The 12,556-nt window shown below is 36.5% G+C and carries 14 protein-coding genes; 5 read left to right on the plus strand and 9 right to left on the minus strand.

Translation table 11 applies throughout. The annotated features are described in order from the left end of the window. On the minus strand, nt 1-401 hold a 401-nt coding region (locus GD441_RS08835; protein ID WP_153125828.1), incomplete at its 3' end, for a transporter substrate-binding domain-containing protein. A 522-nt stretch (nt 402-923) separates the two neighbouring features. On the opposite strand from GD441_RS08835, the gene GD441_RS08840 reads away from it, so the two are divergent. Both GD441_RS08840 and GD441_RS08845 read left to right on the plus strand, forming a co-directional pair. Next, a complete protein-coding gene (locus GD441_RS08840; RefSeq protein WP_153125830.1) occupies nt 924-2,204 on the plus strand; it encodes an ArsB/NhaD family transporter in 1,281 nt (426 codons plus the stop codon). Nucleotides 2,205-2,302: 98 nt separating this feature from the next. After that, nucleotides 2,303-2,848: a YitT family protein gene (locus GD441_RS08845; protein ID WP_153125939.1), complete on the plus strand. Its 546-nt coding sequence runs from the start codon at nt 2,303-2,305 to the stop codon at nt 2,846-2,848. A 268-nt stretch (nt 2,849-3,116) separates the two neighbouring features. Here GD441_RS08845 and GD441_RS08850 read toward each other — a convergent pair whose 3' ends face one another. After that, entirely contained in the window at nt 3,117-3,386 is a 270-nt protein-coding gene (locus tag GD441_RS08850) for a hypothetical protein (protein WP_153125832.1), read from the minus strand. 374 nt (nt 3,387-3,760) lie between these two features. Between GD441_RS08850 and GD441_RS08855 the strand changes: the two genes are divergently transcribed. After that, nucleotides 3,761-5,383, plus strand: coding sequence for a methyl-accepting chemotaxis protein (locus GD441_RS08855; protein ID WP_191992131.1), 1,623 nt, complete (start codon nt 3,761-3,763; stop codon nt 5,381-5,383). Nucleotides 5,384-5,575: 192 nt separating this feature from the next. Here GD441_RS08855 and GD441_RS17630 read toward each other — a convergent pair whose 3' ends face one another. Together GD441_RS17630 and GD441_RS08860 are read right to left on the minus strand one after the other, a co-directional pair. Beyond that, a complete protein-coding gene (locus GD441_RS17630; protein ID WP_420849674.1) occupies nt 5,576-5,746 on the minus strand; it encodes a DUF7010 family protein in 171 nt (56 codons plus the stop codon). A gap of 30 nt (nt 5,747-5,776) precedes the next feature. Further along, complete coding sequence (locus tag GD441_RS08860) at nt 5,777-6,553, minus strand: alpha/beta fold hydrolase (protein ID WP_153125836.1); 777 nt, start codon at nt 6,551-6,553, stop codon at nt 5,777-5,779. 184 nt (nt 6,554-6,737) lie between these two features. On the opposite strand from GD441_RS08860, the gene GD441_RS08865 reads away from it, so the two are divergent. Then, nucleotides 6,738-6,995, plus strand: coding sequence for a hypothetical protein (locus GD441_RS08865; protein ID WP_420849675.1), 258 nt, complete (start codon nt 6,738-6,740; stop codon nt 6,993-6,995). A gap of 492 nt (nt 6,996-7,487) precedes the next feature. On the opposite strand, the gene GD441_RS08875 is transcribed toward GD441_RS08865, so the two are convergent. From GD441_RS08875 to hxlA, 4 genes are all read right to left on the minus strand, one after another. Then, nucleotides 7,488-8,390 (minus strand): DMT family transporter, encoded by a 903-nt coding sequence (locus GD441_RS08875; protein ID WP_153125841.1) that lies wholly within the window; start codon nt 8,388-8,390, stop codon nt 7,488-7,490. Nucleotides 8,391-8,636: 246 nt separating this feature from the next. Further along, nucleotides 8,637-9,188, minus strand: a complete 552-nt coding sequence (locus GD441_RS08880) for a bifunctional transcriptional activator/DNA repair enzyme AdaA (protein ID WP_191992132.1) — start codon at nt 9,186-9,188, stop codon at nt 8,637-8,639. Nucleotides 9,189-9,471: 283 nt separating this feature from the next. Next, entirely contained in the window at nt 9,472-10,029 is a 558-nt protein-coding gene (hxlB, locus tag GD441_RS08885; RefSeq protein WP_153125940.1) for a 6-phospho-3-hexuloisomerase, read from the minus strand. Between the two features lie 8 nt (nt 10,030-10,037). Continuing rightward, nucleotides 10,038-10,670 carry a 3-hexulose-6-phosphate synthase gene (hxlA, locus tag GD441_RS08890; protein WP_153125845.1) on the minus strand — a complete coding sequence of 211 codons (633 nt, stop codon included), beginning with the start codon at nt 10,668-10,670 and terminating at the stop codon, nt 10,038-10,040. Between the two features lie 211 nt (nt 10,671-10,881). On the opposite strand from hxlA, the gene hxlR reads away from it, so the two are divergent. Next, a complete protein-coding gene (gene hxlR, locus GD441_RS08895; protein WP_153125847.1) occupies nt 10,882-11,247 on the plus strand; it encodes a transcriptional activator HxlR in 366 nt (121 codons plus the stop codon). Nucleotides 11,248-11,492: 245 nt separating this feature from the next. Here hxlR and GD441_RS08900 read toward each other — a convergent pair whose 3' ends face one another. Continuing rightward, the gene (locus GD441_RS08900; RefSeq protein ID WP_153125849.1) at nt 11,493-12,485 is read right to left on the minus strand and encodes an NADPH:quinone oxidoreductase family protein; all 993 of its coding nucleotides are present in this window, start codon (nt 12,483-12,485) and stop codon (nt 11,493-11,495) included. Between the last annotated feature and the right edge of the window lie 71 nt (nt 12,486-12,556).

Below are 12,556 nucleotides of genomic sequence, written 5' to 3' on the forward strand. Positions count from 1 at the left end.
GCTAAATCATCGAGTTTAGTAATGTTGGAATTAGCCAGGGTGACAACCACTTGTGCATTTTTCAAATAAGGCTTTGTGAAAAGAACCTTCTTTTTGCGCTCATCAGTGATCGTGTATCCGTTCCAAATGAGATCAATCCGCCCACTGCTTAACTCGGATTCTTTTGTTTTCCAGTCAATGGGTTGAAATTTAACCTTTGTTCCCATTTTTTCAGCAGCTGCTTTCGCATAGTCAATGTCAAAGCCCACGATTTTATTATTCTCGTCACGGAACCCCATAGGTGCAAATTTATCATCGATCCCAATCACTAGCGTATTGTCTTTTTCCTCCGGTTTGGAGCATCCTGAAAGAAGCGAGAATATCGCTATGATGGCTAGAATTATTGTTATTGAACGTTTCATTTGTATAAAACCACCTTTAACGGATTATTATTTTGCTTTATATAAATTTGGTGAATGTAGTACCACCTTTGTTGTTCTTAACCTTCCCAAACGTCTTTATATTTAAAGGGATCGTTAGCAAATGTATTTTTAAAAATGAAGGAAGCAAAGTTATTAATCACTCGATATTTACACAAAATAGACGATAAAGCATAACTTATCTATGATGATGAATGCATTCATGATGATAAACTTCTATAAATACTTTAGTTCGATAATATATTAGAGTAATAAATTATCGTAAAATGAATTTAACACAAAATAAAAATGAGTGTCAACTAATTTTTTTAGTACATTAGCAAACTAAAGGGTTTGAAATATAAGTGGTACTATTTATACTTTTTAAAAGAGCTAGGAAAAAACTAACCCAAAATAAAAGCAGTGGGATTATATTTGATAAAATCACACTTTTATTTATTCACTTTTTAGGTGTAAGTGGGTAAAATTAGTGTGATAGTTTAAATTTTTCATAGGAGTGTCGAAATGGATCAACAATCATTTATAGCAATTGGTATCTTTTTACTTACATATGGTCTCATTATTGCTGAAAAAGTCCATCGAACGATTATCGCCATGACAGGCAGCCTGATCATGATTACTGTAGGCATTATGACTCAAGAATCAGCCCTACATCACATTGATTTTAATACGATCGGTTTGCTTATTGGTATGATGATTATCGTTTCGATTACTGGACAAACAGGGGTTTTTAACTACATAGCTGTAAAGGCGACACAATTTGCTAAAGCTAACCCAATAAGAGTATTGATAATGTTGGGGCTAGTCACTGCTTTTGGATCGGCCTTTCTAGATAATGTCACAACCGTTTTACTCATGGTTCCAGTAACATTTAAGATTACGCAACAATTAAAGGTAAATCCAATTCCTTATCTTATTACTGAAATTTTTGCATCAAATATTGGGGGAACATCAACAATGATTGGCGATCCTCCCAATATTATGATAGGAAGCGCTGTAAAAGAATTAACCTTTAACGCATTTATTGATCATTTGTTCTTAATCAGTTTCTTTATTTTATTTGTTACCGTTGGTATTTTAGCTTTCTGGTATCGTAAGGATCTTAAAACAACTGACGAGCTAAAGGAGATGCTATTAAAAAAGAATGCGCGAGAAGAAATAACAGATTCTAAACTTCTTGCTAAGTGTCTATTAGCATTAACTGTGACAATCGGAGGGTTTTTTCTTCATCAATTTGTGCATATCGAGACAGCAACAATTTCCCTAATTGGTGCCTTTCTTTTATTATTTCTAACTGGGGAAAAATATTTGGACCACGCTTTGGAGAAAGTGGAATGGACAACACTATTTTTCTTTATAGGCTTGTTCGTAATAGTAGGAGGACTTGTTGAAACTGGAGTCATTTCTACACTTGCGAAAAAAACCATTGCTTTAACAGGTGGAGAAATCGTTCCAACTACATTTTTAATTCTTTGGGTAAGTGCCATTGCATCAGCATTTATTGACAATATCCCATTTGTCGCTACCATGATCCCTTTAATTAAAGAGATGGGGAATAGTGGCATTCAGAACTTAGAGCCACTCTGGTGGAGTTTAGCACTCGGGGCTTGTTTAGGCGGAAATGGTACGCTCATTGGCGCAAGCGCAAATCTTGTTGTTGCAGGTCTAGCTTCTAAAGAAGGCTATCACATTTCATTTAAGCGCTTTTTAGTAATAGGATTTCCTGTGATGTTACTATCGATCATTATCTCATCGATCTATATTTGGTTTAGATATCTTTCATAAAAAGATGTGGTACTTCACTACTTCTTAAATTCCAAGCTTGGACATATATTGTGAAATATATGTAAAAAAGCAAGGTGATTGGTATCCTTCAAAAATTAATGGCTATTTTAATCGGAAGCTTCTTAATAAGTCTTGGAATTAATCTCTTTTTAGTGCCTCATCACTTGTTGGATGGTGGGATTATTGGCATCGCACTTATTCTTCATTATTACTTTAATCTTCAAACTGGGGTATGTATGATCATGCTCAGCATTCCGATCTTTATATATGCTTGGTTTTATGGGAGAAATTATTTCTATAATAGCTTTCATGGGTTAATGGTTTCTTCTGTTTTTATTGATTGGCTAGCCCCGCTTCAATCACAAATTTCGCTGTCCATTTTTAGCAGTGCTTTATTAGGGGGAACCATCATTGGATTAGGAATTGGACTTATGCTTCGGTATCAGACGAGCACTGGAGGAACGGACTTAATAGCCCAATTCATTTCGAATGCTACTTCACTAAACGTAGGGATCATAATTTTAATAGTAGATGGATTTGTTGTAGCAGCAGGATACCAAGCCTTAGGCTTAAAAAGCTTTCTCTTTTCGTGTTTAACCATATCCACCGTTGGAACGATTACCTCTATGATTGTGAAAAAGTAAGATTAGATGTAATATCCAATAGGCCGATTCAAAAGCTTACAGATGTGCAATATTGATGGCCTTATTTCTGGGATTAAGATTTACAAAATAAATATAAATACTATAAAAATAGGAAAGATCCTTTATCTGCAACCTAGGACAGTCCTTCTTGGGCTGTCTTTCTTTTATTTAAGGCTTTGTTAAATCTTATTGTTGATTTTGAGCAAAAATAAAGGGAAACTCTATTTTTCAAAGGTTTCCCGTTTCTTTTAAAATTACTTTTGAATTTTCAGACCCTTCCACCAACCCAGTAAAGAACAATTCCTGCTATAAAAAGGATTGGGAACAGAATGATAAGTAGCCCTATCATTGCAAATCCACTACCTTCACATAATCCATAGATACTACTGATTAACCACGAAGCAATTGGTGCTATTATGAGCATAGTGGTTATTCCCCAAATTCTGAGCTTTTTTGCTTTAGGTTTTCTCAGGCTGGAAAAAGTGGCTATTAATATCCCAACTATTAAAATAATTACTGCGTAAATCTCGTATGTCATTTTCCTTCTCCCCTCTCATTGTATAATTTACCACAATTCCCCAATTATTTATTGAAGTTTTTAATTATTTTGGTTATACAAAATTAAACATTACATTTTGACAACCATAACTATCATATGTGTCAACGACTTAAAGCTTATGGAAAAGAAAGGGGTAACTAGGAAATAAAGCTAGATGTTCATCTTAAGGTGAATTTGCTACAAATTGAAAATCCTTTATTAAAGCATAAGTTTACTATTAGGTAGCTTATGCTTTTATTCTTTAGAGAATGATTTAGGGGATGGAAAATATTCATTCTAAAAAACTAGAATATATAAAAAATATTAAGAATTTTCTTTATAATAAAATAAAGAGGGAAATGGGAGGGGATGTAATGAGCTCTTTATTAAAGTCACGAGCAGCACAGAAGGCGTTATCCAAAGTTCAAAAAGTTGCGGAATTGCTTCATCCAATTTTGGCAAACCAGCAATCAATTGATCACAACTATCATAAATTACGCTCAATTTTAGATGAACAATTAAATAGGGATGAATATTTACTGATTGTAGATGAACAAGGAATGAGCCACATCCATACCAATCGGCTTCGGGAAGGTTATCCGTTCGTTGATGAGGTGGGGATTAAAGCAGCTCAAACGGACAAGCCATTGCTTCAATTATATCAACGAAATACAGGGGAATTATTAATTGATGCATCTTGCCCTATTATGAATCTAGGAAATGGTAAGCGCTTTAATTTGCGGTTAGGTCGGATTGTTCATCAAAAATTTCTCGTTCCAATGGTATCGAGCTTAACCCTAATTCCTGCCAGTCTAGTTGCTTTAGGGGGAGTATTTTTAGGAATTAACTTACAAGATTTGATCATACTTACCGTCATTTCAACTCTATCAGCGGGTGGACTATCTTTTTATTTATTTCGCTATGCAATGAAAGGGCTTTCAACTTGGTACGGGGTAACAAGGCGGATTTCTGCAGGTGATTTAACAGCTGAAGTAAAAGAAAAGTCTCGTACTGAATTTAAGCAAATTGGTTTTGAAATCAATAAAATTGTTTTAGGGATGAAAAATATCGTGATTGAACTTAATAAGGCATCACAAGCCGTTAGTAAGGTGAGTGATACACAGGCGATGGAAGCTCAACGATTGTCTAATACGTTTGCTGAATTTGAAGAAACGATGAATTCTTTTAGAAGTGGAACAGAAAATCAATTATCTTCATTACAGTCGGCCAATGCAATGGTTCAAAATATCATGCAGGGAATTAGAAGGATGCAAAAAGATATTAAAAAAACTCTTCAAGTGTCTGAAGATGCTTCAATGGTTGCGGAAGAAGGGACTACAGCTGTTACCTCATCAGAAGAAAAAATGCAGCAAATCCAAAGCAGTGTCCAACAAACTGCCAAACAAATTATGCAAATTGTTCATGAAGCAGATCAAATTATGCAAAAGGTGTCAGCTATTACAAAGATTTCCGAACAAACGAATCTACTTGCTCTAAATGCCTCCATTGAAGCTGCTAGAGCTGGAGATGCAGGTAGGGGCTTTGCAATTGTTGCAGAAGAGGTTCGTAAATTAGCGGAAGATACGAATACGTTTGCTGCTGATATCCTCAGCACATTAGAAGGGACAAGAGACGACTTGAAATTGGCAGTAAATGATGTTGAATCAAATATTGCTTTAATTCGCGATGGAGTTCAGGTTGTAAAAGTTGCCGGGGAATCCATTCGCAAGCTGAATCAAGCATCCGAACAGACGAAAGAAGCAGTATTAGCCAATCACCAATCCTCTGATTTATTAATGAAGGATGGAGAGCAGTTAGAAAAAATTATTGCGGAGATCAATAATATTGCTGAACACTTCACTGATCAGGTGATAGAAACGGTTCGAAGTATGAATGAACAAGCAAATGTAGTTCACCAATTAGCAGCAGAAGCAACAGAGCTATCTGATCATTCACAGATGCTTAGTCGAATCGTCAAACGGTTTAAAGTATCTTGATAGACACCTCGTATTTGACGGTAGGATTCCCTACCGTTTTTTAGGCACACTTTTTTGGTGTCTGACACCATTCGTGGACAAATGTCTTTCTGTGGTGTCTGACACCATTCGTGGACAAATGTCTTTCTGTGGTGCCTGACACCATTCGTGGACAAATGTCTTTCTGTGGTGTCTGACACCTTTTTAGATAAGTTACTGATGAAACGATAACAGTAGCAATTGTTGGAATAAATAAGCTCTACTGTCATACACCCACATAAAAGGTAAAAAGTGAGCACGTGTTAGGACACCTACAACAAATGGAACCCACTCATATTGTTCATAACCAACCAAAATTAAAATGGGAGCAAAAAATAGCTGCAAAGCACCTAATAACCCATTTTAAGAGAAAACTTAAAGGTTTTTTGAAGCATAAGCCTGTTCACATACAAAGCCTGAGATCAGTTGATTAAATAGTTGCCATTTTTTTGTCGGCAATTGATGAGATACTTTTGGAATAATAACAGCCAGACAGTTTGTATGCCTTTTATAACAACGTAAGTGTTGATTTACCAAGTCTCGGGATCCATATAGCAATAATAAAGGAGATTTCAATTGATGAAGTCGATCGACACATGAATAGTGCAGGGATCGTTCATAAAACTGAAGCCAAACTTTTCGATTTGCCTTATGCATATGTTCAATAATCTCATTTCGCAGTCTTTTGTTTTTCGTATGACTGGTTGCGATCATATACGCTAAGGTATCGGGATAATGTTTGACAAAGTATATTCCTGCAAGATGTTCATATTTAAAACCAATAGATTGTACAGCTGGAAATCCACCTGAAAGAATGACTGCCATCGTCTTCTCTGGAAAAGAAAGGGCAAATTCTTGTGCAACAATCCCGCCTGAAGAATATCCACAAATCACTGCTTTTTCAATTTGGAGATGATTTAACAAGGCATGAATTTCTTCTGCAAACCCTAAAATAGAAACGTCTTTTATTGGGCCAATCGTATCTCCATGACCACTTAAATCTGGAAAAATCACCCTGTAATGTTCAGCCAAATGTTTCTGATAATAAAACACCTTTCTTCCCATAGCAGGAGGATGGATAAACACAATTGGGACTCCTGATCCTTTGTCTTCGTAGAAAATTTTGGTTTTACCATGGAAAAATGTCGGCATACGCTATACTCCTTTCAGTCGTTCTCCATCTTAAAAAGGAGAAAGTAAAGGACTTCTGTTTTAATATGACTACCTGTTGAATATTTCATTCGCTTTAGAAGACTTTCCTTTCATTCGATGGAGTACCAGTAACTAGCTTAGGGTAAACTAACTCAAACGAATTTTTAGGAGTGATATTGTGTTAATGGAAGGCCACATTATTTCAGGGGAATTTGATTCATCTATGAATGAATTTTCTATATTAAAAGTAAAAAATTTCTCCACACAATCGATCCTTAAAGAAAACCAACTAAACAGCTTATATCATTATTTGAAAAAACATCAGCATGAGACAGATGGGCAAATTATTACATTATACGACCAAATGCCTGTACGCCTGTCCCCAGAAGAAATTCCTCAATTATTAAATGACTTAGAGAAAGTTCAATCTATGTATCACTGATTGAGAAATTTTGAGGATCGGTTGAATAATCTCGAGAACGGGTTGAATTATTTCGAGAACGGGTTGAATAATCTCGCGAACGGGTTGAATTATTTCGAGAACGGGTTGAATAATCTCGATAACGGGTTGAATAATCTCGAGAACGGGTTGAATAATCTCGCGAACGGGTTGAATTATTTCGACAACGGGTTGAATAATCTCGAGAACGGGTTGAATTATTTCGAGAACGGGTTGAATTATTTCGAGAACGGGTTGAATTATTTCGAGAACGGGTTGAATAATCTCGCGAATGGGTTGAATTATTTCGCGAACGGGTTGAATAATCTCGAGAACGGGTTGAATTATTTCGAGAACAGGTTGAATGATCTCAGAATCGGGTAGAATGTTCTCTATATAGCATTTTTTTATAAAGTGGGTTGCGGCCATATTATTTTAAAAAGGCCGAACAAAAAAAAGAGCGGACACTAACATGTCTGCTCTTATTGTTTTTACTCAAAATGAATTTTTTGTCGTTTGAAATCGTTTTAAAGGAAACCTAGATTTACCACTAGAAAAATAGATTCCTACAAAAATAATGGCCAGTCCTAGGATTATATTTTTTGTCACTGCTTCGTTTAATAAAACAGATCCCCATATCATAGCTGTAACGGGAATGATATACGTAACCGTTGTAGCAAATTCTGGACTTCCCTTTGTCATTAAATAATAGAAGAGAAGATGGGCTATACCTGAACCAAAACATCCAAGACCAATAACCGACATGAACATGTATGAGTTCCATTCAACATGAAATGGGATATGACCTGTAACCAATGATCCAAAGAATCCTATTGCTGCCCCTACAGTCAAGGAACACGTCGTAATTAAAAGAACTCCTGTATTACCTAAATGCTTTTTCGTATATTGGGAGGCAAAGCCGTAAGAAATGGTTGCAAGAATCATGGTTCCAATCCCAATAAAATTTTCACCTAATAATAGCTTTACATTGAAGTCCATTAACACTAAAATACCAGCAAAACCCATGATGATTCCTAGCCATTGTTTTTTTGACAAAGCTTTAGAAAATACCATTACACCAATTAACCCTGAAAATAATGGTGTAAGAGCATTTAACACGGCTGCTGTATTACTAGCAATTTGGGTTTCGCTTAAGGAGATGAGCCCCCAAGGAAGCCCTGCATTAAATACCCCAACAATTATCAGTGCTTTCCAAGGTATGGGTCTAACAATTTGCTTTCTTTTGATCCATAAAAAGGGCATTAAAATAATGGCACCTGCTAAACATCTAAAAAAAACAGTTCCCCAAACTCCTGCAGATTCAGTCAGCCATTTTATAAAAACAAAAGATAAACCCCAAATCATACTCAAACTAATTAAAGCACTGTACAATCGCATGAAACGAATCCCTCCTTTATATTCATACTAGCATTATCTTATTTTAGTGGATTGATTTCTTTTGAATTCTTGCTATGTAATTTTTTTTGTATAGGCTATCGCTACTAACGACCGATATATGTTGACTGATGACCGATATTTTACTGCTAACGACCGATATATGTTAACTGACGACCGAAAAAAGAGCATTTTTAATGTATAACAGAAAAGACTGACTCAAGAGCATTTGAGCCAGCCTTCAAAAATTTATGATCCTGTATGTTTTAAGCGATATTCAGTGGGGGAATAGCCGACTTTTTTTCGAAAAACGGACGAAAAATGGGCGGAATTCTTAAAGCCTACTTCAAAAGCTACTTCAGTCATAATTAATGAAGTGTGAAGAATGAGGTCTTTTGCAATCTCGATTCGTTTATTCATTAAAAATTGACTAGGTGACATAGCCATTTCATTTTTAAAAATTCTTTGTAGATAAAAGGGGCTAACATATAATTCTTCTGCCAAATCAGCAAGACCAATCTCTTTTGAGTAGTTTTCAGATATCACTTGTATGGCTTTTTCAACAAGATTTTGTTTTGTTGTTGAATGGGTTAGTAAATCAGGTCGGCATCTTTTACATGGACGAAATCCTTCAACTGTTGGCTCCTCATGATTATGAAAAATTTTAACGTTTTGCTGTTTTGGAGTTTTAGAGCGGCAAGAGGGGCGGCAAAAAATACCTGTTGTCATGACACCATAATAGAAAATCCCATCAAAATTTTCATCACACGCCACAATGGCTTTCCAAAATTCCTCTTTCATGTGAACCATCATCCCCCTTTATTTCTAATGTTACCATACGGAAGAACGGGAAGTGAAAGTTCATTAATTAAACAGCAAGAATTGAAAAAAGACCTCAAACCTAGTGACGGTTTGAGGTCTTTTTGGCAGAGAGGCATAAGTGCCATTATGCCCCTGACTTCATCTTTACGAGGCACGCCAATCTGCAAGTTTTCTTTATCCATCAAGCACCAGCTCTTTGTGGGGTCGAACGTTCCTTTTCCTTTTAAACGGGTGCTTTCGCTTTTTGATGATTGGATCATTTTTACTCTAAATTGGCATGTCTGCCATACATCGTATTCGAATTTAATCCCCTTTTCTCCATGAACCTTAAAATGACAGCATCGTAAAATAATAACAAGGTTTGCTCGAAAAGTGAGCCCATTGGTTGTATCGTTTTGTAATCACTGTCTGATTGGTCTTTAGGAGATCCAGGCATTTTAATCGTAAAGTCGGCTAGCTTTCCAATCGTGGATTCAGGAAAAATGGTCACAGCAGCAATTGTTCCGCCTATATTTTTGGCTTTTTCCGCCATGGAAACTAAACTTTTTGTTTCTCCTGAACCCGAACCGATGATCAAAATGTCGTCTTTTTCAAAGTTCGGAGTGACGGTTTCTCCTACTACATAGGCATCTATTCCTAGATGCATCATTCGCATCGCAAAGGACTTAGCCATAAAACCAGATCTTCCTGCACCAGCTACAAAGACTTTCTTTGATTCAAGAATCCCATTTACCAGTTTTTCTGCTTCATCATCAGCTATTAAGCCTACTGACCGATGTAACTCTTTTAGGATTTCAGCTAAATATTGAGTAGTCTGCATCATGATCCTCAACCTTGTTTGATCATTTGTTGCATTTGAGCAGCTACAGATTTTTTATCTGCTTGCCCTGTAATACCTCCACCAACGATGACAAGATCGGGCTGGGCTTTAATAACCTCTGGAAGTGTTTCTAATTTAATACCGCCTGCGATTGCAGTTTTTGCATTTTTTACGATGCTTTTAATGGTTTGAAGATCTTCAAAAGAGTTTTTTCCAACTGCTTGAAGATCGTAGCCAGTATGCACGCAAATATAGTCAACACCCATTGCATCCACTTCTTTAGCACGTCCAGCAAGGTCTTTTACAGCAATCATATCCACAAGGATTTTTTTACCTTGTTTTTTCGCTTCTTCAACTGCACCTTTGATAGACATATCTTCAGCTGCACCAAGAATCGTAATGATATCTGCACCAGCCTCAGATGCCTTCATGACTTCATATCCAGCAGCATCCATAATTTTTAAGTCAGCTAATACTTTTAAATGAGGGAATGCTTCTTTCACTGCTTTTACAGCATGAAGACCTTCGTTAATAATAACCGGCGTACCGATTTCAACTATATCAATATGCTCTTCAACCTGTTTTACCAGTTCAATTGCCTCTGGAATATTTACAAGATCTAATGCTAATTGAAGTTCCATCTATTCTTCACTCCTCATACATTTTTTTGTTTGATGCACAGTAATATGGTCTGTGTACCTATATTGTCCCGGGAACAGGATCCATTGTTTTTTTAACAATGGAACAGATGTTAGTTTACAATGTATATTGATTATTTGTAAGTACGCACTTTATTTATACATAGTGTCAAAAAATATACTATGGGTTATAATAAGCATGGAGGTGAAACAAATGTCCCGTATGCAGGATAAAATGTTTAACTGTGAAAAAGAATTAACTCTTTCTGTTATTGGTGGAAAATGGAAAATGTTGATATTGTGGCATCTAGGGAGAGAGGGGACCAAGCGGTTTGGTGAATTGAAGGCACTCATGCCGGGAATTACACAAAGAATGCTTGTGAACCAATTGCGTGAGCTGGAAGAAGATCTCATTGTTCAACGTAAAGTCTATCCCGTTGTTCCTCCAAAAGTAGAATACTCACTAACAGAACATGGAAAAAGCCTCATGCCGATTCTGGATTCTATGTATAAATGGGGTAAAAACTATATGGAGACTGTCTTGAATAATAAGGTGGAAATAAAAGAGTCAATAAAGTAAAACGTAAGATACAATATTTAAAGACCACAGTTAGCAACTTATATACATGTTGCTGACTGTGGTCTTTTTGCATAGAACTCATATGTATCATTCATTGTATTATGTTCCTTTAGCAGCGCTGTGCAACGAATTTGGTGGACATGCTGTGGAAAAAAATTAAATGGCGGGCTGACATCAAAAAAGCACAAGAACGCATTTTAATGCCAGCCCGATTTTATAACAGAATAAATTTCTTACATGAGTTTTTATAATTTTACAATGATTCGTCCTCTTGCCTGCCCTTTTAAGATAGTAGGTAGAGTTTCAGGTAATTCTTCGAGTGTAATTTCTTTTTGAATTAAGTCTAAAAGAGTAGATGGCTTTAAGTCCGTTGCCATTCGGCTCCAAAGCTCTTTGCGAACCTCCATTGGGCAGTATACAGAATCGATTCCTAGCAAGTTAACGCCGCGAAGAATAAATGGAAATACTGTGGTTGGAACGTTGCCTCCACCGGTTAATCCACTGACAGCAACCGATCCATTGTATTGTATTTTACTTAAAACAGAAGCCAGCATTTCTCCTCCTACAGGATCAACCGCACCAGCCCATAGCTGCTTATCTAATGCTTTAATGGTTCCGCTGTAAACTTCTTCGCGAGAAAGGATCTCTTTTGCACCAAGCTTATGTAGAAAATCATGTTCAGAAGCTTTTCCTGTGCTGGCTACCACATCGTAGCCACGTTTTGCTAGCATAGAAACAGCTAAGCTTCCTACTCCTCCGGTAGCTCCAGTTACAAGAACCTTGCCTTTTTCTGGTGTTAACCCATTATCCTCTAGTCTTTGAATAGAAAGGGCGGCAGTAAATCCAGCCGTTCCATAAACCATCGCTTCCTTCAATGTCAAATTTTCTGGCAATGGAACAATCCAGTCTCCAGGAATACGGGCATATTCACTATACCCCCCATAATGGGACACTCCGATTTCATAACTTGTTGCAATAACTTCATCACCTTCACGGAAACGTGGGTCTTGTGATGACACGACCACTCCTGCTAAATCAATGCCTGGGACAAACGGAAAAGATCTTACAATTTTACCATTAGGAATACTTGCTAAACCATCTTTGTAGTTCATGCTAGAATACTCTACTTTGATTAATACATCGGCATCAGGCAAATCATTAAAGGAAATATTCTTAACCCCCACCGAAAAATCATCTTCTGTTTTATTTACCATTAATGCTTTAAATTGTTCTGTCATACTAACAACTCCCCTCTATATAGTCGAAATCATCAATCATTTTACTTCGGATATCGAAATAAATGATCAGA

This window comes from Peribacillus tepidiphilus, assembly GCF_009466385.1.
Lineage (GTDB): Bacteria > Bacillota > Bacilli > Bacillales > DSM-1321 > Bacillus_BN > Bacillus_BN tepidiphilus.